This window comes from Lentzea nigeriaca (assembly GCF_016907955.1).
GTDB lineage: Bacteria > Actinomycetota > Actinomycetes > Mycobacteriales > Pseudonocardiaceae > Lentzea > Lentzea nigeriaca.
Genome location: NZ_JAFBCX010000001.1, coordinates 860,631 through 886,581, shown reverse-complemented (window position 1 = coordinate 886,581; position 25,951 = coordinate 860,631). Strand labels below are relative to the sequence as shown.

General features: G+C 70.2%; 30 protein-coding genes and 1 pseudogene. 13 read left to right on the top strand and 18 right to left on the bottom strand.

Translation table 11 applies throughout. The annotated features are described in order from the left end of the window. Positions 1-15 precede the first annotated feature (15 nt). The 7 genes from JOD27_RS03270 to JOD27_RS03240 all read right to left on the bottom strand — a co-directional run bounded on the left by JOD27_RS03270 (position 16) and on the right by JOD27_RS03240 (position 6,535). Positions 16-834: a shikimate dehydrogenase gene (locus JOD27_RS03270; protein ID WP_307829853.1), complete on the bottom strand. Its 819-nt coding sequence runs from the start codon at positions 832-834 to the stop codon at positions 16-18. Beyond that, entirely contained in the window at positions 834-2,054 is a 1,221-nt protein-coding gene (mltG, locus tag JOD27_RS03265; RefSeq protein WP_204760561.1) for an endolytic transglycosylase MltG, read from the bottom strand. The genes JOD27_RS03270 and mltG overlap by 1 nt, the downstream gene beginning before the upstream one ends. After that, complete coding sequence (gene ruvX, locus JOD27_RS03260; RefSeq protein WP_204760560.1) at positions 2,051-2,539, bottom strand: Holliday junction resolvase RuvX; 489 nt, start codon at positions 2,537-2,539, stop codon at positions 2,051-2,053. Before ruvX ends, mltG begins: the two co-directional genes overlap by 4 nt. Beyond that, positions 2,526-5,195 carry an alanine--tRNA ligase gene (gene alaS, locus JOD27_RS03255; RefSeq protein ID WP_204760559.1) on the bottom strand — a complete coding sequence of 890 codons (2,670 nt, stop codon included), beginning with the start codon at positions 5,193-5,195 and terminating at the stop codon, positions 2,526-2,528. The genes ruvX and alaS overlap by 14 nt, the downstream gene beginning before the upstream one ends. 79 nt (positions 5,196-5,274) lie before the next feature. Then, complete coding sequence (locus JOD27_RS03250) at positions 5,275-5,544, bottom strand: hypothetical protein (protein ID WP_030471638.1); 270 nt, start codon at positions 5,542-5,544, stop codon at positions 5,275-5,277. Further along, positions 5,541-5,945: a DUF948 domain-containing protein gene (locus JOD27_RS03245; protein ID WP_204760558.1), complete on the bottom strand. Its 405-nt coding sequence runs from the start codon at positions 5,943-5,945 to the stop codon at positions 5,541-5,543. Before JOD27_RS03245 ends, JOD27_RS03250 begins: the two co-directional genes overlap by 4 nt. Before the next feature lie 92 nt (positions 5,946-6,037). Beyond that, positions 6,038-6,535, bottom strand: coding sequence for a DinB family protein (locus JOD27_RS03240; protein WP_204760557.1), 498 nt, complete (start codon positions 6,533-6,535; stop codon positions 6,038-6,040). Positions 6,536-6,691: 156 nt separating this feature from the next. Between JOD27_RS03240 and JOD27_RS03235 the strand changes: the two genes are divergently transcribed. Beyond that, the gene (locus JOD27_RS03235) at positions 6,692-7,270 is read left to right on the top strand and encodes a GNAT family N-acetyltransferase (RefSeq protein ID WP_204760556.1); all 579 of its coding nucleotides are present in this window, start codon (positions 6,692-6,694) and stop codon (positions 7,268-7,270) included. Here JOD27_RS03235 and JOD27_RS03230 read toward each other — a convergent pair. From JOD27_RS03230 to JOD27_RS03225, 3 genes are all read right to left on the bottom strand, one after another. Beyond that, positions 7,267-7,902 carry a maleylpyruvate isomerase N-terminal domain-containing protein gene (locus JOD27_RS03230; RefSeq protein ID WP_204760555.1) on the bottom strand — a complete coding sequence of 212 codons (636 nt, stop codon included), beginning with the start codon at positions 7,900-7,902 and terminating at the stop codon, positions 7,267-7,269. The two genes, JOD27_RS03235 and JOD27_RS03230, sit on opposite strands and share 4 nt — an antisense overlap. Positions 7,903-7,912: 10 nt before the next feature. Next, positions 7,913-8,044: a hypothetical protein gene (locus JOD27_RS45830; protein ID WP_275591545.1), complete on the bottom strand. Its 132-nt coding sequence runs from the start codon at positions 8,042-8,044 to the stop codon at positions 7,913-7,915. Between the two features lie 120 nt (positions 8,045-8,164). Next, positions 8,165-8,551, bottom strand: coding sequence for a RidA family protein (locus JOD27_RS03225; RefSeq protein ID WP_204760554.1), 387 nt, complete (start codon positions 8,549-8,551; stop codon positions 8,165-8,167). A gap of 108 nt (positions 8,552-8,659) precedes the next feature. On the opposite strand from JOD27_RS03225, the gene JOD27_RS03220 reads away from it, so the two are divergent. Further along, complete coding sequence (locus JOD27_RS03220; protein WP_307829851.1) at positions 8,660-9,040, top strand: GNAT family N-acetyltransferase; 381 nt, start codon at positions 8,660-8,662, stop codon at positions 9,038-9,040. Here JOD27_RS03220 and JOD27_RS03215 read toward each other — a convergent pair. Then, entirely contained in the window at positions 9,027-10,376 is a 1,350-nt protein-coding gene (locus tag JOD27_RS03215) for a replication-associated recombination protein A (protein WP_204760553.1), read from the bottom strand. The two genes, JOD27_RS03220 and JOD27_RS03215, sit on opposite strands and share 14 nt — an antisense overlap. Before the next feature lie 280 nt (positions 10,377-10,656). Here JOD27_RS03215 and JOD27_RS03210 point away from each other — a divergent pair, with 280 nt between their 5' ends. Genes JOD27_RS03210 through JOD27_RS03195 form a run of 4 tightly spaced genes read left to right on the top strand, consistent with a single transcriptional unit; the run spans position 10,657 to position 14,881 of the window. Continuing rightward, positions 10,657-11,235, top strand: a complete 579-nt coding sequence (locus JOD27_RS03210; RefSeq protein WP_307829850.1) for a uridine kinase family protein — start codon at positions 10,657-10,659, stop codon at positions 11,233-11,235. Positions 11,236-11,287: 52 nt separating this feature from the next. Then, entirely contained in the window at positions 11,288-12,292 is a 1,005-nt protein-coding gene (locus JOD27_RS03205; RefSeq protein ID WP_204760551.1) for a chemotaxis protein CheB, read from the top strand. Further along, a complete protein-coding gene (locus tag JOD27_RS03200; RefSeq protein WP_204760550.1) occupies positions 12,289-13,023 on the top strand; it encodes an ATP-binding protein in 735 nt (244 codons plus the stop codon). The genes JOD27_RS03205 and JOD27_RS03200 overlap by 4 nt, the downstream gene beginning before the upstream one ends. A gap of 10 nt (positions 13,024-13,033) precedes the next feature. Beyond that, entirely contained in the window at positions 13,034-14,881 is a 1,848-nt protein-coding gene (locus JOD27_RS03195; protein WP_204760549.1) for a CheR family methyltransferase, read from the top strand. 2 nt (positions 14,882-14,883) lie between these two features. Here JOD27_RS03195 and JOD27_RS03190 read toward each other — a convergent pair whose 3' ends face one another. Continuing rightward, positions 14,884-15,219, bottom strand: a complete 336-nt coding sequence (locus JOD27_RS03190; protein ID WP_204760548.1) for an STAS domain-containing protein — start codon at positions 15,217-15,219, stop codon at positions 14,884-14,886. Positions 15,220-15,369: 150 nt separating this feature from the next. Here JOD27_RS03190 and JOD27_RS03185 point away from each other — a divergent pair, with 150 nt between their 5' ends. The 5 genes from JOD27_RS03185 to JOD27_RS03165 are packed head-to-tail and all read left to right on the top strand — an operon-like array spanning position 15,370 to position 20,223. Next, positions 15,370-16,356, top strand: coding sequence for a DUF7847 domain-containing protein (locus JOD27_RS03185; RefSeq protein WP_204760547.1), 987 nt, complete (start codon positions 15,370-15,372; stop codon positions 16,354-16,356). Beyond that, positions 16,343-16,942 carry a DUF4129 domain-containing protein gene (locus tag JOD27_RS03180; protein WP_204760546.1) on the top strand — a complete coding sequence of 200 codons (600 nt, stop codon included), beginning with the start codon at positions 16,343-16,345 and terminating at the stop codon, positions 16,940-16,942. The genes JOD27_RS03185 and JOD27_RS03180 overlap by 14 nt, the downstream gene beginning before the upstream one ends. Beyond that, complete coding sequence (locus tag JOD27_RS03175; protein WP_204760545.1) at positions 16,939-17,973, top strand: DUF4350 domain-containing protein; 1,035 nt, start codon at positions 16,939-16,941, stop codon at positions 17,971-17,973. Before JOD27_RS03180 ends, JOD27_RS03175 begins: the two co-directional genes overlap by 4 nt. Continuing rightward, positions 17,970-18,932, top strand: a complete 963-nt coding sequence (locus JOD27_RS03170; RefSeq protein WP_189254007.1) for an AAA family ATPase — start codon at positions 17,970-17,972, stop codon at positions 18,930-18,932. The genes JOD27_RS03175 and JOD27_RS03170 overlap by 4 nt, the downstream gene beginning before the upstream one ends. A 1-nt stretch (position 18,933) precedes the next feature. Beyond that, the gene (locus tag JOD27_RS03165; RefSeq protein WP_204760544.1) at positions 18,934-20,223 is read left to right on the top strand and encodes a DUF58 domain-containing protein; all 1,290 of its coding nucleotides are present in this window, start codon (positions 18,934-18,936) and stop codon (positions 20,221-20,223) included. On the opposite strand, the gene JOD27_RS03160 is transcribed toward JOD27_RS03165, so the two are convergent. Next, positions 20,220-21,227 (bottom strand): stage II sporulation protein M, encoded by a 1,008-nt coding sequence (locus JOD27_RS03160; RefSeq protein WP_204760543.1) that lies wholly within the window; start codon positions 21,225-21,227, stop codon positions 20,220-20,222. The two genes, JOD27_RS03165 and JOD27_RS03160, sit on opposite strands and share 4 nt — an antisense overlap. A gap of 19 nt (positions 21,228-21,246) precedes the next feature. Here JOD27_RS03160 and JOD27_RS03155 point away from each other — a divergent pair, with 19 nt between their 5' ends. Continuing rightward, on the top strand, positions 21,247-21,978 hold the full coding sequence (locus tag JOD27_RS03155) for an RDD family protein (RefSeq protein WP_307829849.1): 732 nt from the start codon (positions 21,247-21,249) through the stop codon (positions 21,976-21,978). Here JOD27_RS03155 and JOD27_RS03150 read toward each other — a convergent pair. From JOD27_RS03150 to JOD27_RS03140, 3 genes are read right to left on the bottom strand one after another with little or no spacing between them, the layout of a single operon-like run. Next, the gene (locus JOD27_RS03150) at positions 21,975-22,604 is read right to left on the bottom strand and encodes a GNAT family N-acetyltransferase (RefSeq protein WP_204760541.1); all 630 of its coding nucleotides are present in this window, start codon (positions 22,602-22,604) and stop codon (positions 21,975-21,977) included. The genes JOD27_RS03155 and JOD27_RS03150 overlap by 4 nt on opposite strands. A 12-nt stretch (positions 22,605-22,616) precedes the next feature. Beyond that, positions 22,617-23,531 carry an aminoglycoside phosphotransferase/kinase family protein gene (locus JOD27_RS03145; protein WP_204760540.1) on the bottom strand — a complete coding sequence of 305 codons (915 nt, stop codon included), beginning with the start codon at positions 23,529-23,531 and terminating at the stop codon, positions 22,617-22,619. Then, complete coding sequence (locus JOD27_RS03140; protein WP_204760539.1) at positions 23,528-23,998, bottom strand: nuclear transport factor 2 family protein; 471 nt, start codon at positions 23,996-23,998, stop codon at positions 23,528-23,530. The genes JOD27_RS03145 and JOD27_RS03140 overlap by 4 nt, the downstream gene beginning before the upstream one ends. A gap of 63 nt (positions 23,999-24,061) precedes the next feature. Here JOD27_RS03140 and JOD27_RS03135 point away from each other — a divergent pair, with 63 nt between their 5' ends. Then, on the top strand, positions 24,062-24,577 hold the full coding sequence (locus tag JOD27_RS03135; protein ID WP_204760538.1) for a TetR/AcrR family transcriptional regulator: 516 nt from the start codon (positions 24,062-24,064) through the stop codon (positions 24,575-24,577). On the opposite strand, the gene JOD27_RS44495 is transcribed toward JOD27_RS03135, so the two are convergent. Beyond that, positions 24,556-25,344: an energy-coupling factor ABC transporter ATP-binding protein gene (locus JOD27_RS44495; RefSeq protein WP_239566479.1), complete on the bottom strand. Its 789-nt coding sequence runs from the start codon at positions 25,342-25,344 to the stop codon at positions 24,556-24,558. The genes JOD27_RS03135 and JOD27_RS44495 overlap by 22 nt on opposite strands. Continuing rightward, positions 25,333-25,926, bottom strand: a pseudogene (gene cbiQ, locus JOD27_RS44490) (cobalt ECF transporter T component CbiQ); the annotation flags it as partial. The pseudogene cbiQ and the gene JOD27_RS44495, both read right to left, overlap by 12 nt. Between the last annotated feature and the right edge of the window lie 25 nt (positions 25,927-25,951).

The following is a 25,951-nucleotide window of genomic DNA, read 5'->3' as shown; positions in this document are numbered from 1 at the left end:
AAGAGGTTGCGCTCGCTACGCCCGAGCCGTCAGCTCGGCAGCCAGAGCAGACCGCATCAGATCCTGCGGCGCAGCCATCCCGGTGAACAGCTCCACCTGCCCAAAAGCCTGATGCAGCAACATGTCCAGCCCAGTGGCCAACCGAGTCCCCGCGGCCTCCACCGCCAAAGCCACCGGCGTGGGCCAGGGATGGTAGATCACGTCCAACACGTACGGCGCCCGAGCAACAGCACCAGCCAACACCTCGGTGGCCGACGCAGGCACGGTGGACACCAGAACATCGGCCTCGCCGGCCAGCGCACCGAGGTCCACAGAGGACAAAGCCAGCACGTCGACAGCGACCCCGACCCGAGAAGCCGTCTCCAGCGCCTCCGAAGTACGCGAAGGGTCCCGCACCACAAGGGAAACCGACGAGATCCCCAACTCGGCGAGCCCCGCCAGCGCAGCCGTGGCCGTGCCGCCGGCACCGATCACGACACCGCGCTTGCCGGAGGAGAACCCCTTCTCCCGCAACGCTCCCACGACGCCGTCCACATCGGTGCAGTCGGCGTGCCACCCCGAACCGGTGCGCACCAACGTGTTCGCGGCACCGACGGCCTCCGCCCGCGACGTCACCGAGGACGCGACGGCCAAAGCGGCGCGCTTCGTCGGCATCGTGCACGAGAGGCCGACCCACTCCGGGCCGAGTGACGCCACCAGCGGCGCCACCCGGTCCTCGGTGCACTCCAGGCGCGTGTACTCCCAGTCCAGGCCCAGTGCGGCGTAGGCGGCGTTGTGCAGCACGGGAGAGAGCGAGTGCTCGATCGGCGAGCCGATCACTGCCGCGCGACGCACTAGTAGATGCCGTCCTTCTGGGCCTTCTGGTCCTTCGCGTTGTGCTCGTCGATCGTGACCGAGAAGCACGAGGTGCCGTCCTTCTCGCACTTCACGAAGTACATGATGTTGCCGCCCTCCGGCTTCAGGGCGGCCGCGATGGCCTGCTGGGACGGCGAACCGATCGGCGTCGGCGGCAGGCCCAGGTTCTTGTACGTGTTGTACGGGCCCGGCTTGGCGCGGTCGGCGTCCGAGGTGCGGATGTGGGGCTGGTTGTTCTTGTAGTTGATGGTCGAGTCGAACTGCAGGGCCATGGGCTCCTTCAGGCGGTTGTAGATCACCTGGGAGACCTTGGTGAAGTCCTTCTCGATGGCTTCCTTCTCGATCAGCGAGGCGATGACCAGGACCTCGTAGGGACGGAAGCCGGTGTTCGCGGTGCCGCCGGGGATGCCGGCGCCCTGCAGCTTCTGCGTCGACGCCACGATCACGCTGCGGATCATCTCGACCGCGCTGACGCCCGGCTTGACCTGGTAGACGCCGCGCATGATCAGGCCTTCGAGGCGGTACTGGGGCTCGGCCTTCTTCACGTCGGCGAGCGCCCACTCGGGGACGCCGAGGGCCACCGGGTCGGTCTGCTCGGCCGCGGCCTTGATCTCGTCAGCGGTCAGGCACTTCTTGACGCCGTCCTTCTCCGTGCAGCTCGCGTCTGCCAGCTGGGAGTAGATGCCCTTGACGAGCTTGTCGCCCACCTTGATGTCGGTGAGCTTGATGCCGCCGATGATCTGGACGGCGGGCACCCGCGTCTTCTCGTCGATCATGCGGGCCACTGCCTGTTTGCCCGACATCTTCGTCTTCATCAGGTAGAAGCCCGGCTGGACCGACGTCACACGGGCGTCGGACTTGCTGGCCTCGATGAAGGCGCGCGCGGAGGCGACGACGCCGTTGTCGTAGAGGGTCGAGGCGATCTGGCTGATGACCTCGCCGTCCTGGACCTCGATGATGGTGTCGGTCTCGCCACTGCCGGTGAAGTCGTCGTACGAACCGATGCCACGCAGCTCGCGGTAGCCGTAGACGGCACCGCCCATGCCCACGGCGAGGACCAGCGCCACGACCAGCCACATGATCGTCTTCTTGCGCTTCTTCGCCTTGGCGCGGGCGCTGTTCTCACGCCCCCGCTCACGCTTGAGCGGGCGTCGTTCGTCCACGTCGGGGTCGGTGAACAACCCGAGATCGTCGCTCACACCTCGTCCTTTCGGGCGGCCACAGAACGTGCCCGTGCGTCCAGCCACGACTGCAGGATCTCGACAGCGGCGGCCTGGTCGACCACGGCACGCTGCTTCTTGCCCTTGACACCGCGCTGCGCGAGCACGCGGCTCACCACGACCGTCGTCAGCCGTTCGTCGCTGAGCCGGACCGGAACGGGAGCGACCCGTCCGGCCAACGCGGCAGCGTACGCGGTCGCCGCTTCCGCTGCCGGTCCGTGCCGCCCAGCCAGTGTCTTGGGCAGGCCGACCACGATTTCGACGACGTCATGCTCGGCCACGAGACGTACGAGCTCGGTGAGGTCCGAGCCGCCCTTCTCGTCACGCTGGAGGGTAACCAGCGGAGTCGCCAGAAACGCACTCGGATCGCTGAGAGAAATTCCCACTCGAACCGATCCGACGTCGACGCCGAGCCTCCTGCCGAGGCCCGGATCGTCGACGCCGGGGACGTCAGCGCTGCTCAAGCACCTTGTCCAGTTCGTTCGTGAGAGCCGTGATGGCGTCGGGAACACCGGCCGGGTGCGTGCCGCCGCCCTGGGCCAGGTCCGGCTTGCCGCCACCGCGGGCGGCGATGGCCGGGCCGAACACCGGGACGAGCTTGCCGGCGGCCAGGCCCAGGTCGCGGGCGGCGGCCGTCGTGGCGACCACGAAGCTCACCTTGTCGCCGTCGACCGAGAACAGGGCCACGACACCCGGCTTGTTGCCCAGGCGGTTGCGGACCTCGCCACCGAGCGTGCGCAGGTCGTTGCCCGACACGCCCTCCAGGCCGAGGGCCACGAGCGACAGGCCGCGCACGTCGAGGGCCTTGTCGGCGAGCGAGCTGGCGTTGCCGAGCAGCTGGGCGGCGCGGACCTTCTCCAGCTCCTTCTCGGCGGTCTTCAGACGCTCGACCAGCGACTCGATCCGCTCGGGCAGGCCTTCGGAGCCGACCTTCAGCATGTCCGAGAGGTTCTGCACGATGGCGCGTTCCTTGGCGAGGAACCGCATGGCCTCGATGCCGACGTAGGCCTCCAGGCGGCGCACGCCGGAACCGACCGACGACTCGCCCAGCAGCGTGATCGGGCCGATCTGCGACGAGTGCTCGACGTGCGTGCCACCGCAGAGCTCACGCGACCAGGGGCCGCCGATCTCGACGACGCGCACCGTTTCGTCGTAGGTCTCGCCGAACAGGGCGACAGCACCCATGTCCTGGGCGCCGGCCATGTCGGTGTACACGACGGAGACCGGCAGGTCCTTGCGCACGGCGAGGTTCGAGACCTCTTCGATCTCGGACTTGGCCTCGTTCGACAGACCGCCGGTCCAGGCGAAGTCGAGCCGCAGGTAGCCGGGCTTGTTGTACGAACCGCTCTGCAGGGCCGACGGGCCGAGCACCTGGCGCAGGGCGGCGTGCACGACGTGCGTGCCCGAGTGGCCCTGGCGGGCACCGATGCGCCACTCCGGGTCGACGCGGGCCTCGACGTGCTCGCCCTCACTGATCTCGCCGGACCGGACGCGCACCTGGTGCACCCACAGCTTGCGGGCGACCTTCTGCACGTCGAGCACCTCGAGCTCGGCGTTGCCCGTGACGATCGTGCCGGCGTCGGACTCCTGGCCACCGGACTCGGCGTAGAGCGGCGTCCGGTCGAGGACGACCTCGACGATGTCGCCTTCCTTGGCGCTGGAGATCCGCTGACCGTTCAGCACGATGCCGCGCAGCGTGGCCTCGGAGGCGAGCTCGCTGTAGCCGGTGAACTCGGTCGGACCCTGCTCCAGCAGCTCGCGGTACACGGTCTGGTCGCCGTGGCCGGTCTTCTTGCCGGCGGCGTCGGCCTTGGCGCGGGCGCGCTGCTCGGCCATCAGCTTGCGGAAGCCGTCCTCGTCGACGCTCAGACCGGCCTCGGAGGCCATCTCCAGCGTCAGGTCGATCGGGAAGCCGTACGTGTCGTGCAGCTGGAAGGCGCGGTCGCCCGGCAGCGTGGCGCGGCCGTCGGCCTTCACCTCGGCGGCGGCGTTCTCGAAGATCCGCGAACCGGCGTCGAGCGTGCGGAGGAACGTGTCCTCCTCGGCCTTGAGCACCTGCTGGATGCGGGCGAAACCGCTGACCAGCTCGGGGTAGGCGGGGCCCATGGCGTCGCGGACGACCTCGGCGAACTGCACCAGCACCGGCTCCGTGACACCCAGCAGGCGGGCGGAGCGGACGATGCGGCGCAGCAGGCGGCGCAGCACGTAGCCGCGGGCCTCGTTGCCGGGCGTGACCCCGTCGCCGACCAGCATGACGCCGGAACGGGCGTGGTCGGCGATCACGCGGAAACGGACGTCGTCGGTCTCGTCAGCGCCGTACTTGCGGCCGGAGAGCTCCTCGGCCTTGTTGATGACGGCGCGGACCAGGTCGGTCTCGTAGACGTTGTCGACGCCCTGCAGCAGGTAGGCGACGCGCTCGACGCCCATGCCGGTGTCGATGTTCTTGGCGGGCAGCGACCCGATCGGCTTGTGGCCCTCCTTGGGGCTCAGCTCGCCGCGGACGTCCTGCATGAAGACCAGGTTCCAGATCTCCAGGTAGCGGTCCTCGTCGACGACGGGGCCGCCCTCCTTGCCGTACTCCGGGCCGCGGTCGAAGTAGATCTCCGAGCAGGGGCCGCCGGGACCGGGCACGCCCATGTCCCAGTAGTTGTCCTTGCCGTCACGGCGCTGGATGCGCTCGGTCGGCAGCCCGGCGATCTTCTGCCACAGCTCGATGGCCTCGTCGTCGTCGTTGTAGACGGTGACCCAGATGCGCTCCGGGTCGAAGCCGTAGCCACCCTCGTCCACCGAACCGGTCACGAGCGACCAGGCGAGGCGGATGGCGTCTTCCTTGAAGTAGTCGCCGATCGAGAAGTTGCCGGCCATCTGGAAGAACGTGAGGTGGCGCGTCGTCTTGCCGACCTCGTCGATGTCCGGGGTGCGCACGCACTTCTGGATGCTCGTCATCCGCGGGGCGGGCGGCGGGGCCTCGCCGAGGAAGTACGGCTTGAACGGCACCATGCCGGCGTTGACGAACAGCAGGTTCGGGTCGTCGAGCAGGAGCGACGAGGACGGGATGTACTTGTGCCCGTTGCGCTCGAAGTGCTCGCGGAAACGCTTGATGATCTCGTGGGTCTGCACGGGAGTTCCTTGCTGGTCAAGAGTTTGTCGGGGGCGTGCGCTGTGCCAAGCGCATGACACAGTGGCGAACGGCTGTCTTTCAGTGCTTGCCGTTCGCCCTGGGCGCTCGACGCCCCGGCGTGAAGCCCGTCTGACGTTCCACGGTCTCCTGCAACTCCTGTTCCCGTTCGGCCATGCCCGCGCGCACCTCGGCCCCGAAGGAACCGATCGCGCCGGCGAGCTCACGCAGGCCTTCACCCACGTTAGCGCCGATACCGGCGGGAGTCGCCTGCTTTGTGACCTCGGCGGCCTTCTTCGCGACGAAGAGCCCGGCCGCGGCACCCAGGCCGAACCAGAAGAGGCGGCTCATTTCGCACCTCGCCTCGGGCGGCGCTTGGCGTGCTTGTTCGGCTGCTCGGCGGCCTTGCGGCGGGCCTTCACGGCCTTGCTCACGCCGTAGGACAGCGCGGCGGCCTTGACCAGCGGCCCGCCGAGCGTGGCGGTGAACAGGCTGGTGAGCGCGGAGACGTTGCCGGTGACGGCGCGTGCGTTGGCCGTGATGCCGTCGACGCGCTCGAGCTGCGTGTTCACGTGGGTCAGCGTCGTGTTGGCCTCGCTGAACAACGGATCGGTGTTCTCGTGCGCCTTGCGCATCGCGATCGTGGCCTCGTCGAAGAACCGCGCTGCCTTGATGCCGACGAACACCACCACGAGCGCGACCAGCACGAACGCGCCGGCGCCGACCCACGCGGCGATCTGCCCTGGCGACACGGATCCTCCTGGTGACCGGCGTTGTGGCTTGATTGCCGGTGAGATTACCGGGTGGGTCCGACAGCCAAATGAGCGGCACCGGTAGTTGATCTTCAGCGTCCGGTGACGCCGTCGATCTGCTCCCGGAGGATGTCCGCGTGGCCCGCGTGCCTGGCGGTTTCGGTGGTCATGTGGGCGAGGGTCCAGCGCAGCGTGTGCCGCACGCCGTCCGGAGTCGGAATCGCCATCAGCGCCTCGGGATCACCGGCGGCCTCGATGGCCCTGTCGCTGTCCGCGGTCGCCGCGCGATAGGCCTCGATCACCTCACCCGCGCTCCGTTCCTCGGGCACCGCCATGTCCAGCTCGTCCTCTTCGGACCAGTCCGCGCCACCGACGTGGTGGTCGAACCAGAAGCGCTCGGCCTCGGTGAGGTGCTGGATCAACCCGAGGAGCGACGTACCGCTCGCGACCAGCGGCTTGCGGAGCTGGTCCTCGGTCAGGCCTTCCGCCTTCTTCAGCACGCAGTGGCGCTGGAACTTCAGGAACGCGTGTGCGACGTCGAGCTCACCCGTGTCGACGCGCGGCACCGGTTCGCGCTGGGTCTCGGCCATGGTCACGAACCTACGCCGCCGTCCAAACGAATTCGGGCCGCTTCATTGACTCGACCCGGTCACCGCCTGTGAAATACCGGTCACACATTGCTTGACACCGGCGGCTCCCGCGCAGTGGAGTTAGGCAACCCTAAGTCGCCCTGGGCAGGAGGCCTCGTGAAGCCGGTGTCGCACCTGGACTCCTACCGCAAGCACGCCACGGCGGGCGCCCCGCCGATCCCGGAGCTCACGGATCCGTGGCAGGCCCGCGTGGCCCGGTCCGACGGCTACGACCTGCACCTCATCCACCGCTGGAACCAGGCGCCGCACGTGGCGGCGTTCGCGCGGCGGGCCTGGTCGTTGCCGCGGTGGGAGGAACGGCTGCGGGGTCACCTCGGCGGCGACGACGTCCGGCCGTTGCTGATCAGCTGGCACGGGCGGCCGGTGATCTACGCGGAGGTCTACCGCGCGGCACGGGACGTCGTCGCGGGGTGCTACCAGGCCAGGCCGCACGACCTCGGGCTGAACCTCGCGGTCGGTGAGCTCGCGATGACCGACCAGGGACTGGTGCGGTCGCTGCTCCCCCGGCTCACCGACGCGCTGTTCGCGGCCGACCCGCACTGCACGCGGATCGTGCTGGACCCGGACGTGCGCAACAAGCGGGCCATCAGGTCGTTCGAGGCCGGCGGGTTCATGGTCGCTGACGAGATCATGCTGCCGAACAAGCTCGCCCTGCTGATGGTGTGCCCTCGTTAGAACGCGGTGATGTCCTGCGGTGCGCGTTCCTTGCGGCTCAACGCGCGCACGAGGTCCACGGCCTTGTGGCGGTTGAGGGACATGCGGGTCAGCAGGTCGATCACGGTCTCGTTGACGTGGCGCGGAAACTCCGGCGTGTCGACGCCGACGCTCACCGCGAGGTCGTCGGAGTGCACGACGAACTCCATCAGGCGGGTCACGAGGTAGTCGTCCAGCGACACCGCCCACGGACCCCAGTGCGGCATCCGGACAGGCCGGTCGTCCAGGTCTGGCAACGTCTTCGCGAGCTCGTCGAGCGTCTGCTCGAACCGGTCGCACAGCGCGTCCTGGCCTTCCTCCGCGATCTTCTCGCCGCCCGCGCGGATGCGGCTGTGGAACTCCGAGTCGACGTCCTGCTCGGTCCAGTTCGCTCGCGCGTAGTGCTCCATCAGGCCGACGACCGGTTCGTCACCGAGGGGCGCCGAGATCATCGACGGGACGGGCAAGGCCTGGTAGCCGATGTGGCCGGCGAGGCCGCTGACGCCGAACTCGGGCAGCGCGCTCGGCTTCTCCCAGTTCTCGGTGACCTTCTGATGGCGCAGGAGATCGAGCGCGATGCGGGCGGTGGTCAGGAAGTCTTCTCTGATCGTCACGTCGCCGAACCTACGCGACCTCCGCCTCCTCGTCGCGGGAGTAACGCTTGCCCGGGAACAACTTCAGGGCCTCGTGCACGACCACGAGCCGCTTTCGGGCGAACGGACCGATGGTGACCGTCTCGCCGATGAGCGGCCGCACCAGGTGTCGGCAAGGTCCTCGTCGTCGTCCGGACGGCGGGTGGCTGCGGTGGGCGGGAAGCCAAGGTCATCGCTACCCCATTGGCCGTGCGATCACTCGACACGACCGGACCGTACCCGGTCACCCTGCGGCGACCACCTCGATCTCCACCAGCCAGTCGCTGACCAGGGTCGTGGCGACGATCGCGGTCGTCGGCACCGGCCTGCCGCCGAGTGCCGCGACACGGGCGGCGGCGTTGGCCTCCGCGTACGACGCGTCGCGCAGGTAGCTGGTGAGGCGGACGATGTTGGCGACGGTCATCCCCGCCGAGGCGAGGATCGTGCGGATATTGGCCCAGATCAGGTCGAGCTGCTCGGCGAGATCCGCGCCGGGCGTGCCGGACGGGTCGAGGCCCATGGTGCCCGCGACGAACAACAACCGTTCAGCGCCACGGACTTCCATGGCGTGCACGTAGTCGTCGGTGGCCGGGTAGACGCCGTCGGAAGGGTTGTGCGGCACGAGTTCCATGTGGTGATCATGCGTGATGCCCTCAACCGAAATACGGGACGCGGTGCCCGGCGACATCGTGGCGATCCGCAGGTTCGGCGATGAGCACATCCCGGCGCTCTACACCCCTTGATCGGCGAGGAAGCCGCCCGCGACCAGCTCCGCTTCTGGACCGAAACGCAGATCACCAGGGCCGTCACCAGAGGGCTGATGGTGGTGGCGGAAGCGCGGGACAGGATCGTCGGCGTCGGGCAACGCGGGCGGCTCGATCCCACCACGGACTCCGAGCACGTCATCTACAAGCTCTACCTGCACCCGGACTTCCGCGGTCACGGCATCGGACCGCGTCTGATCGACGCGCTCGTCGCGCAGATGGACACCGATGAGGTCCACATCGAACACTTCGCGGCCAACGTGCGCGCGGGAGCGTTCTACGAGCGCGAAGGCTTCGCGGTCGTGCGCAGGGACGGGGACATCGTGTGGCGTTCGCGGGCCGTCACTCGCCCCTGATCACCCGGCGCAGCTTGGGCAGGCGCTCGGCCACCGCGCGTTCGGCACCACGGCCCGTCGGCTCGTAGTAGTCGCGGCCCACCAGGTCGTCCGGCGCGTACTGCTGCGTCAGCACGCCCTCCGGAACGTCGTGCGGGTACCGGTAGCCCTGCGCGTTGCCGAGTTTCGCCGCTCCCGCGTAGTGCCCGTCACGCAGATGCGGCGGCACAGCACCGACAGCGCCCTTCCGGACGTCCGACATGGCCGCGTTGATGGCGGTGGTGACGGCGTTCGACTTCGGTGCGGTGGCGAGGTGGATCGTGGCCTGCGCGAGGTTCAGCGCGCACTCCGGCAACCCGATGAGCTGCACGGCCTGGGCCGCGGCGACACAGGTCTGCAACGCGGTCGGGTCGGCCATGCCGACGTCCTCGCTCGCGTGGATCACCAGGCGCCGCGCGATGAACCTCGGGTCCTCTCCCGCCTCGATCATGCGGGCCAGGTAGTGCAGGGCCGCGTCCACGTCCGAGCCGCGGATCGACTTGATGAACGCCGACGTCACGTCGTAGTGCTGGTCGCCGTCGCGGTCGTAGCGCACCGCCGCCTTGTCCACAGTGGACTCCAGCAGCTCCAGCGTGATCACGCCGTTGTTGGACGCGGCCGCCGAGTCCGCCGCGGCTTCCAGCGCCGTCAGCGACCGGCGCGCGTCCCCGCCCGCCAGGCGCACCAGGTGGGCCTCGGCGTCCGGCTCCACCGTCACCTTGCCACCGAGGCCGCGTTCGTCCGAGACCGCGCGGCGGATCACCGTACGGACGTGGTCGTCGGTCAGCGACTTGAGCTGCAGCACCAGGGACCGCGACAGCAACGGCGACACCACGGAGAAGAACGGGTTCTCGGTGGTGGCCGCGACCAGCAGCACGATCCGGTCCTCGACCGCGCCCAGCAACGCGTCCTGCTGGGTCTTGGAGAACCGGTGCACCTCGTCGATGAACAGCACGGTCGACTCCCCGGACCGCACGAGCCGGCGCCGCGCCTCGTCGATGACGGCCCGCACCTCCTTGACGCCGGCCGACAACGCCGACAGCGCAACGAACCGGCGCCCGGTCGCCTTCGACACGAGCGTCGCCAGGGTCGTCTTGCCGGTGCCGGGAGGCCCGTAGAGCATCACGGACGCCGGGGTGGCGCCCTCCACCAGACGGCGCAGCGGCGCGCCGGGGCCGAGCAGGTGGTCCTGGCCGACGACCTCGTCCAGCGTGGCCGGACGCATCCGCACGGCCAGCGGGGCGTTGGCCGCGATGCGCTCGGCCTTCTCCTCGTCGGTCGCGCCGAAGAGGCCCTCGTCGAACAGACCTTCGCTCATGCGTTCGAGCCTAGCGCCTGTTTCGCGGGCTGATGTCCGCGACAGCCTGGGGCTGAGGCGACCCTTGGGGGCGCGCGCGGGCGACGGAGCCCAGCGCACAAGGAGCCGGGGCAGGCGGGCGCAGGCGGGCCGAGGGACAGGCGAGCCGAGGGGCCGGGGCTCAGGCGCGAGCGGGCGGAGCCAGCGCAGGGGCCGCGGGGCACCAGGAACCACCCCGAGCGTGGCGCTCGCGATCGAGACCCGTGAAGCAGGGGCTTGTCATGTGCGAAAATCGCGACTCGTGCCCATCCCCCGTGCCGTTCTCCTCGCCGGCCCCTCCGGCTCAGGCAAGTCGACCCTCGCCGCCCACCTCGGCTGGCCCGTGCTGCGCCTGGACGACTTCTACCGCGACGGCGACGACCCGCTGCTGCCGAAGGACGAGCACGGCCGCGCGGACTGGGACGCGGTGGGTTCGTGGGACGCGGACAAGGCGCTGCGAGCGGTCGTCGAGCTGTCCGAGACCGGCAAGGTCGAGGCGCCGGTCTACTCGATCAGCGAGGACCGCGCGGTCGGCACCCAGACGATCGAGCTGGGTGACGCGCCCGCGTTCATCGCGGAGGGGCTGTTCGCGGACCTGCTCGTGGAGGGTGCGAGGGACGCCGGTGTGCTCAAGGACGCGATCGTGCTCGCGCCCAGCCCGCCGGTCACGTTCGTCCGGCGGTTCGCGAGGGACGTCGCCGAGGCCCGCAAGCCGGTGCCCACGCTGGTCAGGCGCGGCATCAGGCTGATGCGCGAGCAGCCGCAGGTGGTCAGGCGGTGTGTCGAGGCCGGCATGCGCAGGACGACACCGGGCAGGGCCAGGGCCGAACTGATCGTGTGAGACCCCGCGCCACGGGTACCCGAGTCGAAACCCTCGAGGTTGAGGAGCTTCGGTGCGCAGGGACCTGGTGGTCGTCGGCGCCTCCGCGGGAGGTGTCGAGGCTCTGCGGCACCTGGTCGCGGGGGTGCCGAAGGACCTGCCGGCCGCCGTGGTGGTCGTCCTGCACATGCCCGCGGGCGGTACGTCGGCGTTGCCCGCGATCCTGGCCCGCAGCGGCCCGCTGCCCGCGATGGCAGCCGAAGACGGCGCGGAACTGCGCAACGCGCACATCTACGTCGCGCGCCCCGACCACCACGTCGTGGTGGAGAACGATGTGCTGCGGCTGTCGAGAGGGCCCACCGAGAACGGCCATCGGCCGGCCGTGAACACGCTGTTCCGCTCCGCCGCGCTCGCCAGGGGCCCCGCGGTGATCGGGGTGGTCCTGTCCGGGGCTCTCGACGACGGTACGGCGGGCATGGCGGCCATCAAGCAACGCGGCGGCACCACGGTCGTGCAGGATCCGGAGGACGCGCTCTACCCCGGCATGGCGGAGAGCGTGCTGCAGCACGTCGTCGTGGACCACGTGCTGCCGGTCGTCCGGATCGGGCCGTTGGTCGCCCGCCTCGCCGGACAGCACGCGGACACGATCGCGGTGAAACCGGCGTCCGACACACTTCGCACGGAGGTTGCCGTGTCCAAAGACGACTCCGGCGCAGCGCACGGCGACATTCCCAGGATCGGTTCCCCGACAACACTCACCTGTCCTGACTGCGCGGGATCTCTCGTGGAGATACCCGGCGACAGCGCCCAGTACCGCTGCCTGGTCGGACACGCCTGGACGGCGGACGCACTCATGGACGCATACGGCGTCAACCTGGAGCGCGCGATGTGGACGGCACTGCGCACACTGGACGAGAAGGCCTCACTCGCGCACCGCATGGTGGACGTCTCCAAGAACGCGGGCCGCGAGCTGGTGGCCGAGCGGTACGTCAGGCAGGAGGAAGAAGCACTGGCGGCGGCCGACGTACTCCGCAAGTATCTGTTGCGGGGCGGTGTGCGGGAGGAGACCGGCACATGAAGGTCGACACGTCGGACCTCGCGGGCGTCGTGGTCGCGACCCCCGTGGGAAGGCTGGACCTCGCCTCGTACCCGGTCCTGCGCGACAGGCTGGTCAAGCTGGCCGCCGACGAACCACTCGGTCTGGTCGTCAGGCTCGGCCCCGAGTTCGTGGTCCCCAGCAGAGCGATGCTGTCGGTGTTCACCACGGTGTGGATGAAGGTCTCGCAGTGGTCGGACCTCCCGCTGGTGCTCGTGACCGAGACCGAGTCGCACCGCGACCAGGTGCGCGCGAGCGGTGTCGCGAGGTTCGTGCACACCGCCGCGAACCTCCACGAGGCGCTCGGTGTCGTGGAACGACCACCTGCCCGCAGGTTCCGCCGCGTGCCGCTGCCCAACTCGCCGACCGCACCGATCCTGGCCAGGGCGGTCGTGCGGGAGGCCTGCGAGGTGTGGCGCCTGCCCTGGATCGCCGACGACGCGGTGCTGGTGGTGAGCGAGCTGGTCGAGAACGCGGTCCAGCACGCGCACTCGGAGTCGGTGCTGAGGGTCGAGCTGCGTCCCACCGGCCTGTCGCTCGCGGTGCACGACGGCAGCCCGGCGCCACCACGGCTGGAGTCGCCGGACCGGGACGTCCCTGGGCATCGTGGCGTGCAGCTGGTCGACCGGATCAGCGTCGCGTGGGGCTGTGCGCCGTCATCCGACGGGGGCAAGGTGGTGTGGGCGGTCCTCGGTCTGCGCGGGGGCGAGTAGTTTCTGAAGTGTGAGTGACGGCCAGCCGATCCCCGACCAGGGCTTCGAAGAGGTGCTGCAGTACCTCAAGGAGTCGCGCGGATTCGACTTCACCGGGTACAAGCGCACCAGCCTGATGCGGCGCGTGCGTCATCGCATGAGCCAGATCGGTGTCGAGGACTACGGCGACTACATCGACCAGCTGCAGGTCAACGCCGACGAGTTCAGCGTCCTGTTCAACACGATCCTGATCAACGTCACCGCGTTCTTCCGCGACCCGGAGGCGTGGGCCTACCTGCGTGAAGAGGTCATCCCGACGCTGCTGGCCGAACGCGGCCCCGACGACCCGATCCGGGTGTGGAGCGCGGGCTGCGCGTCCGGGGAGGAGGCCTACAGCCTCGCGATCGCGCTGGCCGAGGCGATGGGCCCGGAACGCTTCCGGCAGCAGGTCAAGATCTACGCCACCGACGTCGACGACGAGGCCCTCACGCAGGCACGGCACGCCAGCTACGTCGAGCGTGACCTGCAGTCCGTCCCGGCGGAGCTCGCCGCCAAGTACTTCGAGCACCACAACGGCCGCTACAGCTTCCGCAAGGACCTGCGCCGCTCGGTCATCTTCGGCCGCAACGACCTGGTGCAGGACGCGCCGATCTCCCGCATAGACCTCCTGGTGTGCCGCAACACGCTGATGTACTTCAACCAGGAGACGCAGGCCAAGATCCTGGGCCGGTTCCACTTCGCGCTGGTGCCCAAGGGCGTGCTGTTCCTCGGCAAGGCCGAGATGCTGCTCAGCCACAGCCGCATCTTCGACCCCATCGACCTCAAGCGGCGCATCTTCCGCAAGGCCGCCGGCGGAGCAGGCACGCCAGCACACTTCGTTTCCCACGCGATGGTGCACGATCGCAGGGTGGACCTGCGCGGTATGGACGAACTGCGGGAACACGCCTTCTCCGCGAGCCCGGTGGCCCAGATCGTGGTGACGGCGGAGGACGTCGTCGCGCTCATCAACCGGCAGGCGGAGACCACGTTCGGGCTCTCCGTGAAGGACGTCGGCCGGCCGCTGCGCGACGTGGACATCTCCTACCGCCCGGTGGAGCTGCGCGGCTACGTCGAACAGGCACGGCTCGAGCGCAAGTCGTTGCGGGTCAAGGACGTCGAGTGGCTGCGCGGTCCCAGCGAGTCACTGTGGTTCGAGGTGCACGTCAACCCGCTCGTCGGCGCGGACAACACCATCCTGGGCGTCACGGTCGCGTTCCACGACGTGACGGCGGCGCGCCGGCTGCTGGAGGACCTCGAGCACGCCAACCGGCAGCTGGAATCCGCCTACGAGGAACTCCAGTCCACCAACGAAGAGCTGGAGACCACGAACGAAGAGTTGCAGTCCACGGTGGAGGAGCTCGAGACGACCAACGAGGAACTCCAGTCGACCAACGAGGAGCTGGAGACGATGAACGAGGAGCTGCAGTCGACCAACGACGAGCTCCAGACGATCAACGAAGCGCTGCGCGAGCGGACCACCGAGCTGGACCGGGTCAACGACTTCCTGGAGTCGATACTGACCTCGCTGCGAGCCGGGGTGATCGTGCTCGACGTGCAGATGCGAGTGCTGGCGTGGAACCGGGGCGCCGAGGAGCTGTGGGGCGTGCGGCGTGACGAGGCCGAGGGCGAGCACCTGCTCAACCTCGACATCGGGCTGCCGGTGGCCGAGCTGCGCCCGGTCGTGCGGTCGGCGCTGGGCGACGGCATGTTCATGGAGGAGGTCAAGCTCTCCGCGGTGAACCGGCGCGGCCGCGAGGTCCTCGTGCGGGTGGTGTGCAGCTCGCTGCGCACCAACGGCGGTGAGCCGGACGGCGCGATCCTGGTGATGGAGCAGCAGTAGAACTAACCCGTCTCGCTCTCCCCGCGCAGGAAACAGCCGGTGAGACCGCTGACCTCGAACGCCCGGCGCACGATGAACGAGCACTCGCCGAGGACGAGGTCGACGCGGCGGCGATCGCACTCGGCGCGCACCGCGAGCAACGCCCTCAGGCCCGCGGATCCCAGGTAGTCGACGCCGGACAGATCGACCATGAGCACGGCACGCGTGCGGGCGAGCTGGTCGCGCAGGAACGCCTCGAACGCGGGTGCCGTCGCGAGGTCGATCTCGCCGGCCACCTGGACCACCGTCGAGGAACCGACGTGGTCGGCGGTCAGCTCGAGAGGCACCGGTCCGTTCACGCGTCCCACCTTCCTGCCCCTTTGGCTACCACGCGCGCCCACACGCCGAAACACGAGCTGAATCGTGATCCGATCCCGCACCGGTCGCGCTGTGACGAGCGCACCGGTCTGGCAGGATGCCGCTCACACGACGACCCGGGGGTAGCCGCGATGACCGACACGCCTGGCTGGTCCTCACCCGACCAGCAACCGAACCAGCCGCAGCAGCCGCCGCAGCCGCCTCCCGGCTACTACGCGCCGCCACCGCCGGGACCGCAGCCGACGATCAAGCCCGGCGTGATCCCGCTGCGTCCGCTCGCTGTCGGTGAGATCGTCGACGGCGCCGTGACGACGATGCGGCGGTACCCGAAGCTGATCATCGGCGCGGCCGCGGTGGTCGCCGCGGTCACCCAGATCGTCGGTCTGCTGGTGCAGCTGCCGTTCCTGGACGACGTCGTCAACGTGGCGACGATGGACCCGAACACGGTGACCCAGGAGCAGGCGCTGGAGCAGTTCACCGGTGCCCTCGCCGGCATCATCACCGGCGGCCTGCTCAGCGTCGTTCTGGTGCTGTTCGGCACGGTGTTCCTGTCGGGCTTCGTCACCGTGATCGTCGGCCACGCGGTCCTGGGCCGCCCGGTGACGTTCGCGCAGGCCTGGGAGGAGTTCAAGCCGCGGCTGCTGCCGCTGCTCGGCGCGACCCTGCTGTCCGGCCTCCTGATCACCGTCGGCCTGGTCCTGTGCATCGCGCCCGGTGTCTGGGTGTGGGTGCTGTTCGCGCTGGTCACGCCCGCGCTGGTGCTGGAGCGCTGCGGTGTCGGCGCGGCGTTCGGGCGCTCGAAGAACCTCGTCAACGGCGCGTGGTGGCGGACGTTCGGCATCCTGCTGCTCGCCGCGGTGATCAGCTGGGTGATCAGCTGGATCATCAGCCTCCCGTTCGGGCTGGCGGGCGCGGTCTCGAGCGGCCTCTCCGGCGACCCGACGGCGGCGTTGAGCGCGGGCTCGCTGGTCCTGTCGACGATCGGCGCGATCATCGCCTCGACGATCACGCTGCCGTTCACGTCCGCGGTGACCGTGCTGGTCTACGTCGACCGCCGGATGCGCGCGGAGGGCATGGACATCGAACTCCAGCGGGCCGCGGGACATGGCGGTATCTGACGTACCGGTAGATCTCGACCGCGACGAGGCCCGTGAGGCGGCCGCACGGGAGCTGAGCAATCCCGCGTACGTCTCCGACGACCAGAACCCGCTCCAGCGGGCCCTTTCGTGGGTGCTGGACCGGCTGGGCGAGCTGCTGGCCGGCGCGGGAGGCATGAGCGGCATCACCGCGATCACGATCATGGTCGTGGTCGCGGTGATCATCATCATCGTGTTCAGGCTCCGCACCGGGCGCCCCGCCCGGTCCGCGCGGTCGCGTGGCGGTGAGGTGTTCGACGCGGTGCTGACCGCTGCGGAGCACCGTGCCGCCGCCGACCGCGCCGCGGCGGCCGGTGACCTGGCCGAGGCCGTGCGCGAACGGTTCCGCGCCGTCGTGCGGGAGCTGGAGCAGCGCGGGGTGCTCGACCCGCGGGCCGGCCGTACGGTGGACGAGGTGGCGATCGAGGCGGGGCAGGCACTTCCCGTGCTGGCGAAAGACCTGCGCGGCGCGGCCGTGCAGTTCGACGACGTCTGGTATGGCGGCAGGCCCGCGACCGAGCAGGGGTACCGGCAGCTGGTCGCGGTGGACGACAAGGTGCGCGGATGACGGCGGTCTCCCCCGACGCGGGCCGGGTCTGGACGGCCGCGCGCGGGCCCGTGCTGATCGGCGTGATCATCCTGTTCGCGGCCGTCGTGATCACGTTGCTGCGCGGCGGCGGCGAGGGCGGTTCGCTCGATCCGCGGTCGTACCTGCCGGAGGGCAGTCATGCGGTCGCCGCACTGCTGGAGCGCAACGGCGTCCACGTCGAGCCGACTGACGATGTGTCCTCTGTGGAGGGTGCGACGCTGTTCGTGACGCATCCGACCCTGATCGACCCGAAGCGACTCGCGGACCTGAGCCGTCGTGCCGCGGCCACCGTGCTGCTCGCTCCCCCGACCGGGAAGAGCCGGCTGAAGGTCGAGACCCGGCAGCCGGAGTGCCCGCTGGCGGCGAAGGCGGGTCAGGCGACCGCCGGTGGGTTCGTGTACGACGGCGAGCAACGGTGCTACGACTCGACGCTGGTACGCACCGGCACGGTCACGACGATCGGGTTCAGCTCGATCTTCACCAACCGCGACCTCGACGAGGAAGGCAACGCCGCGCTGGCGCTCGCGGTGCTGGGCCAGCACGATCGGCTGATCTGGTACATGCCCTCGGCCGCCGACCGCTCGCAGCAGAAGTCGTTCACCGACCTGATCCCGGACGGCTGGAAGTTCGGCGCGTGGCAGCTCGGGATCGCGGCCGTGGTGATCGCGCTGTGGCGGGCGCGCAGGCTGGGCCGGGTGGTGACCGAACCGCTGCCGGTCGTCGTACGCGCCGCCGAGACCGTGGAGGGCAGGGCTCGGCTGTACCGCCGGTCGCACGCGTCCGAGCACGCCGCCTCGGTGCTGCGGCAGGCGGCGCGCGACCGGCTGGCCCCGCTGCTGGGGTTGCCGGTCGGCGAGGACCCGTCCGCCGAGATCGCCCGCAGGACATCGCGTTCCGCCGCCGACGTGCGGACGCTGCTCTACGACGACGATATGCCGGTGGACGACCGGGGGCTGGTCGCGCTGGCCGACGAGCTGGACGCTCTGGAGAACGAGGTGCGCAAGGGATGACGGCAGTGGTCACCACCGAAGAGGCACGCACGGCGCTGGTGGCGTTGCGCACGGAGATCGGCAAGGCCGTGGTGGGCAACGACTCCGCCGTGACGTCGTTGATCCTCGCGTTGCTGTGCAAGGGACACGTCCTGCTGGAGGGTGTGCCGGGCGTCGCGAAGACATTGCTGGTACGGGCGATGGCGCGGGCCCTGGACCTGTCGACGACCCGTGTCCAGTTCACGCCGGACCTGATGCCGGGCGACCTGACCGGGTCGCTGGTCTACGACTCGCACAACGCGGCGTTCTCGTTCCGCGAGGGACCGGTCTTCACGAACCTGCTGCTGGCCGACGAGATCAACCGCACGCCGCCGAAGACGCAGGCCGCGCTGCTGGAGGCGATGGAGGAACGGCAGGTGTCGGCGGACGGCAGGACCCGGCCGCTGCCGTCGCCGTTCATCGTCGTGGCGACGCAGAACCCGGTGGAGTACGAGGGCACCTACCCGTTGCCCGAGGCGCAGCTGGACCGGTTCCTGCTCAAGGTGACGATGCCGATTCCGGCGCGGGAGCACGAGATCGACGTGCTGACGCGGCACGCGGCCGGGTTCGACCCGCGTGACCTGTCGGGGCTGTCGCCGGTGGCCGGTGCGGCGCACCTGGAGGCGGGTTCGGCGGCGGTGCGGGCGCTGACCGTGGCGCCCGAGGTCATCGCCTACGTCGTGGACGTGTGCCGGGCGACGCGGCAGTCGCCCGCCGTCCGCCTGGGTGTTTCTCCGCGTGGGGCAACGGCTTTGCTGGCCGTGGCGCGGGCGTGGGCGTGGTTGTCCGGGCGCGACTACGTGACGCCGGACGACGTGAAGGCGTTGGCCCGTCCGGCTTTGCGGCACCGCCTGGAGCTGCGTCCGGAGGCCGAGCTGGAGGGCGTGACGACGGACGGCGTGCTGGACGGCGTGCTCGGCGCGGTCCAGGTGCCGCGCTGACGTGGCACTCACGGGACGCGCGGGGTTGCTCGCGCTCATCGGTGTTCTCGTCGTCGGGCTGCTCTTGCCGTCGTGGCAGGGGATTCTGCTCATGCTCGCGGTGCTGGCGATCTGCGTTGCCGTGGACTTGGTGCTGGCGGCGGGGGTTCGGCGGTTGACCTTCGTGCGCGCCGGGGCTTCCTCGGTGCGCACGGGTGAGCTGTGCACGGTGCAGCTGACCGTGCGGAACCCCGGACGTCGGTTGCGTGGCGTTCTTCGGGACGCCTGGGCACCTTCCGCCGGCGTGGTGTCCGATCGGGTTGCCGTCGACGTGCCCGCTGGTGGCTCGCGGACTTTGTCTTTCGAGTTGCGGCCCGTGCGTCGTGGAGATCGGGTTTCCGATCGCGTGACCGTGCGGTCCGTCGGACCGTTGGGGATCGCGGCGCGGCAGGGGTCGCACGTGGTGCCGTGGACCGTGCGCGCGTTGCCGCCGTTCCACAGCCGTCGCCACCTGCCGCCGTTGCTGGAACGCCTGCGCGAGCTGGACGGCCGGCGGGCCTCGTTGATCCGTGGTGCCGGAACGGAGTTCGACTCGTTGCGGGCCTACGTGATCGGCGACGACGTGCGGTCGATCGACTGGCGGGCGTCGGCGCGGTCGTCGGACGTCGTGGTGCGGACGTGGCGGCCGGAACGCGACCGTCAGGTGACGATCGTGCTCGACACCGCACGGACGGCGGCCGGTCGCGTGCAGGGTGCGCTGGGCGGCCTGCCGCGGCTGGACACGTCGATGGACGCGGCGTTGTTGTTGTCCGCCTTGGCATCGCACGCGCGCGACCAGGTCGACTTCCTGGCGTTCAGCCACAAGGTGCGCGCCTCGGTGCCGCGGGCGACGCTTCCCGTGCTGGTGCAGGCGATGGCGCCGCTGGAGGCGGAGCTGGTCGAGTTCGACGCGCGCGGTGCGGTGGCGGAGGTGCTGCGCCGGGCGGGCCGCCGGTCGCTGGTCGTGCTGCTGACGTCGCTGGAGCCGTCGATCGAGCACGGGTTGCTGCCGGTGCTGCCCCTGCTGGCCGCGCGGCACCGGTTGCTGATCGCCTCGGTGTCCGATCCGGCCCTGCACGCGATGGCCGCCGGACGTGGCGATCTGGAGTCGGTTTACGCGGCCGCCGCCGCGGAACGGACGCTGGCGGAACGACGCCGTCTCACCGCCTTGCTCGCACGGCACGGCGTTGACGTCGTGGACGCGCTGCCCGATGAACTTCCGCGCGCTCTCGCGGACCGCTACCTGTCGTTGAAGGCGGCGGGCAAGCTCTAAACCGACGTGGGCGCGACGTCCTCCCGTTCGCTCGCGTCCACGTCACCGGTCTCGCCCTCCTGCGCGGCCCGTCGCCCGATCACGAACACGTACAGCAGGAACAGGAGCTCGGCGACCACCCCGATGCCGACGCGCGCCCACGTCGGCCACCCGGACGGCGTCACGAACCCTTCGAGCACACCGGACACGAGCAGCACCACGACGAGCCCGAGCGCCACGGCCACCACCGATCGGCCCTCGGCGGCCAGCGCGGCGGCACGCGTACGTTTGCCCGGGTCGATGACCTGCCAGCCCAGCCGCATGCCGATGCCCGCGGCGACGAACACCGCCGTCAGCTCCAGCAGCCCGTGCGGTGCGAGCAGCCCGAGGAACAGCCCGCCGCGGCCGGCGCCGAACATCAGGCCCACGCCGACGGCGAGGTTGAGGGCGTTCATGAAGAGCAGATAGATGGGCGGGATCGCGAGCAGCGCGCCGAGCAGCAGGCAGGCGGCGGAGATCCAGGCGTTGTTCGTCCACACCTTCGCCGCGAACGACCCGGCCGGTTCGCTGGAGTAGTAGGCCTCGTACCCGCCGCCGACCTTGGTCATGTCGCGCAGCTCGTCCGGCGCCGCGATGGCGGCCTGCACGTCGGGGTTCGAGGCGATCCAGGCCGCCATGATGCCGCTGACCAGGTAGAACACCACGCCCGCCGGCACCCACCAGCGCCAGCCGAGGTAGATCGCGGCGGGCAGCCGGTGCGTGAAGAAGCGGGTGACCACGCGCCACGCGGGCGTGTGCGTGCCCGTCAGCGCCGAGCGCGCCTGGGCGACCAGCGCCGACAGCCGTTCGACCGTGGCGGGGTCCGGGGTCTGGCTGCGCACGACCGACAGGTGCGTCGTCACCCGCTGGTACAGCTCGATCAGCTCGTCGGCCTCCGGCCCGCTGAGCCGGCCGGACCGCTTGACCAGCTGCTCGAGCCGCTGCCACGACGCGCGGTGACGATCGATGAACACGTCCAGATCCACGATGAGTCACACTATCGGCGTGGGGGACCTCGTCACCGGTGAAGCCGTAGTTCTGGACCTGCGCGCCGCGAAGCTCGCGAGCAGGGCGGTCGCGTTCGCGTTCGACGTGGCCGTGCAGGTCCTCCTGCTGCTGCTCGTCTACCTGATCATGCCGCTCGACGTCGACGACGCGCTGCTGACCGCGCTGGCGCTCGCCCTCGCCGTGCTGGTGCTGATCGGCTACCCGACCACGGTGGAGACGCTGACGCGCGGCCGTTCGCTGGGCAAGCTCGTGATGGGCCTGCGCGTCGTCCGCGACGACGGCGGCGCGATCCGGTTCCGGCACGCCCTGGTGCGCGCGCTGGGCGGGTTCTTCGTGGACTTCTGGGCGCTGGGGCTGGCCGGTGCGGTGGCGTTGTTCGTGTCGCTGTTCTCGCCGCAGGGCAAGCGGGTGGGCGACTACCTGGCAGGCACCCTGGTGATCCACACGCGGGTGCCGCGGCAGGACGTGGAGCTCGTGGACATGCCGCCGCAGCTCGCCGACTGGGCGCGCGGGCTCGACCTGTCGCAGCTGCCGGACGAACTGGTGCTGGCCGCCCGGCAGTACCTCAGCCGGTACCACGAGCTGGGCGAGAAGGCGCGGTGGGAGCTGGGCGCGCGGCTGGCCGACGACGTGGGTGCGGCGGTGCGGTCGCCGCGGGTCGAGTACACGCACCCGCATCCTTACCTGGCGGCGGTGCTGGCGGAGCGCAGGCGTCGCGCGGCTGGTTAGGCCGCCAGGTGCGCGGCGGTGATCGGTGACTCGACCGTCCAGCCGAGCTTCTCGTACAACGCGCGCCCGTCTTCGGTGGCGACCAGCACGGCACGCGCCGCACCCGCGTCCGCGGCGGCGCGGCACAGTTCGGCCATGACGACGCTGCCGAGCCCGCGCCTGCGGTGCGCCGGGTCGGTCTCCACCACGTCGATGACAGCGGCACGACCGCGCACCGCGACCCGTCCCTTCGCCGCGCATTGGCCGTCGGCGGCGCGGACGACGACGTCGTGCACGTCACCGGTGCTGTGCAGTTCCACGGTGTAGGGATCCGGCGGCGTGACGGACGCGAGTGCGTCCAGTTCGAGGCTCATGAGGTGCTCCGGCGCGCCGATCGTCCACTCGGGGCTCAGCCGCACCTGCTCCGGCGATCCGCAGACCTTCAGCCAGGTGCCGGGTTCGCTGAGTCCGGCGGCGCGCGGGCCGGCCGAGGCCGGGTCGGGCAGGACGTACCGCACCCGGTGATCGGGCAGGCCGACGTCGATGCGGTAGCCGTCGTGCTCTGGCACGGGATCCGGGGTGCCGCGGGACAACGCCCAGCCCTGCACCCAGTCGGTGACGACCTCGACCGTCCGGGAATCGATCATGCTCCGATCCTGTCACGCGTTCGCGCGGCGGAGCCGTTCCGCCGCCTGCTCGCGGACGGCCTCGATCGACACCGGCGCGTCCCCGTGCAGTGCCTCCCACCGGGCGTTGTGCGCGGCAGCCCACAGACTCGCGGCCCACGCGACCTCCCACTCCTCCTGACTGAACTCCCGGAGTTCCCGGTAGGCCTCGAGAAACGCCTTCGAACTCTCGATCGGGGCCAGTGTCGGCGGTGAGGCGCTCGCGAACGCCCCGGCCGCCGCACCCACCAGCGCCGCCTCCGGCTGCCACGCCAGGCTGTCCCAGTCGTGCACGGCCCACACCTCGCGGCCCCGCCAGCGGAGGTTCTGGGCCTCGAAGTCGGCATGCCCCAGCACACACGGCAGATCGGTGGCCAACAACCGTTTCCGGACGCGTTCGGCCGAGGCGACGACGAACTCGGGCACCACGCTCTGGTCGCGTTCGTCCAGGAAGGCGATCGGCGGCCACAGCCCGGGACCCGTGTGGTCCCACCGGGACCAGCGCGGGTTCGGCAGCGGCGGCGCGACCTCGACGTCCGCCAGTGCGGCCATCAGCCTGGCGAACACGGCGGCGTAGCGCCGGGCGATGTCCGGTGTGTCGCCGAGCAGCATCGCGCCGCCGGGCAGCGACTCCTCGGCGTGCACGGCCAGCGTGCCGACGATCGTCACCGGCGTGACGGGGCGAGGGCACGGGAGCCCTCGCTCCGCCAGGACCGCCTGCGCGGTGAGGCACGACTCGGCGCGGCCGTCGTCCTCCCGTGCCTTCACGTAGACCTCGCGGCCGTCGGCCAGCTTCAGGCCGAAGACCGAGGAGATCGACACCCGCTCGTAGACCACGCCGACCGGCCCGCTGCCCAGGTGGTCCGCGCACCACCCCGGCAGCCACGCGGGCAGGTCGGGAAGGCTCATGCCGTCGACTGTGCCACGGATTCGCTTGCCTGGTAGGGCATGCCGAGCAACTCGGCGAGCAGCAGCGGGTTCATGTAGTCGTCGTACCGGACGATCTCGCCGTCGCGCAGGTGGATGATCGCGACGGCCGTGAACGTGTAGTAGTCCTGCTTCACCTTCGACCAGCCGCGGTGCACGATCTCGGACACCGCGACGTCCGGGTCGTCGGTGCGGCGGCAGATCGCCTCCACGTTCTGGATCTCGATCCGGTCGCGCACCCCGGCGCCGCGGACCTTGGTGAAGAACGCGCGGATCTCCTCACGTCCCTTGATCTCCTCCGGCTGCCAGTGCGTCGGGAACCGGTACGCCATCACGCCGTCCTCGGCGAAGAGGTCGGCGAACTGCGAGTGCGTCTCCTCCCCCGCCACCATCTTGCGGACGTGCTCGACGATCTGTTCGGGCGTGCGTGCCATGTGTCGTGCCCCCATCTCTAGAATCGGAACGGTGACCCCGGTTATGACGATACGGAACGCACGCCCCGGTTGGCAACGATGAGGGCCGACGCCGCGCGGAATCGCGAGAAGGTGCTGGATGCGGCACGGGAACTGTTCGCAGCACAGGGATACGAGGTTCCGCTGGACGAGATCGCCGTCAGGGCGGGCGTCGGACCCGGCACGGTCTACCGCCACTTCCCCACGAAGCAGGCGCTGTTCCAGGCGGTGACGGAGGCACGGGTCGCCGCGTTGATCGCTTCGGCGAACGAACCCACGGACGATCCGGCGGCGGCGCTGTTCGCGTTCCTCGGCCGGATGGCGGACGAGGCCGAGGTGAAGCGGGACATGTCCGATGCCATCACCGTGTCGTCCGACCTGCGCAAGAACCTCCACGCGGCGTTGGACGGGTTGCTGACGAGGGCGCAGGAGGCCGGTGCGGTGCGCGCGGACGTCACGGCCACGGACCTCGTGGTGCTGATGAAGGGGATGCTGCAGAGCATGCACGAGGGGGCGAACCCCTCCGTGCTGCTGCAGATCGTGGTGAGCGGGCTTCAGTCGAGCCGGAAGCCGTAGGGCAGTTCCAGGCGGTGCCGGGCGAGCAGGTCGGCGTCGGCGAGGATCTCGCGGGTCGGGCCGTCCGCGACGACCACGCCGTCGTCGATCAGCACGCTGCGGGGGCAGAGCTGCAGCGCGAACGGCAGGTCGTGCGTGACCATCAGCATCGTGCGGTCCAGCGTCAGGAGCAGCTCGGCCAGTTCGCGGCGGGCCACTGGTTCGAGGTTCGCGGACGGCTCGTCCAGCACGAGGATCTCCGGGTCGCACGCCAGCACCGACGCCAGGGCGACCCGGCGCCGCTGCCCGCCGGAGAGGTGCAGCGGCGAACGGTCCGCGACGGACTCCATGCCGACGGCGTTCAACGCCTCGCGCACCCGGCCGTCCACATCGGACAGTCCGAAGTTGCGCGGCCCGAACGCCACGTCCTCGGCGACCGTCGTGCTGAACAGCTGGTCGTCGGGATCCTGGAACACGAGGCCGACGCGGCGCCGGATCTCGCGCAGGTTCTTCTTGGTGACCTCGAGCCCCGCGATCGCCACCGTGCCGCTGCCGCCGGAGAGAACTCCGTTGAGGTGCAAGGCGAACGTGGTCTTGCCCGCGCCGTTCGGGCCGAGCACCGCGACCCGTTCGCCCCGCTCGACGCGGAGATCGATGCCGAACAGCGCCTGATGACCGTCGGGGTAGGCGAAGGCGAGCTTCGAGACCTCCAGCGCGGGTGCGGAAGGGATCTCCGGGACGATCGTCGCCGAGCCGGCGGCCCCACCTGTCCAGCCTCGCGACACCATCGCCAGGTGCACCCTCTCTCCGCGTTCGTAGGACCGGATGAACAGTGTGCCGACCGCGCGTGCGGTGGCCCCCGCCTGCCACAGGAAGCGCGGATCGTCGCCGCGGGAGATGCGGGCGACACGCATGCGTTTCGCTTCGCCCACAACGACTTCGCCGTAGCGCAGCATCAGCGTGGCGATCATGATCAGCGGCGCGGGCACCTTCAGCGCCTGCAACCCCTTCAGCAGGTCGCCGGGCGCCGTCGTGGCGGCCAGCGTCAAGCTGATCAGGACCCCGAGCGTGCCCTTCACCAGGATGTTCCAGCCCGCCAGCGCGCCTTCCACGGACACCGAGACGCCCAGGACGTCCGTGCGCGGATCGGTGCCGAAGATCGGCAGCAGGAACGCGAGCACCACGAACGGCACCTCGATCACCGCGCGCTTCACGAACCACAGCACCGGAACGCGCGCGACCGTCCACACCGCGACGATCAACAGCAGGTACAGGCCGAAGAGCGGGAAAAGCGTGCGTGGCGTAGCCACGACGCCCAGCACCGCCCCGAACGCCACGAGGATCTTCACGTGGGGCGCGAGCCGGTGCACCGGCGAGTCGCCGGTGTGGTGCAGG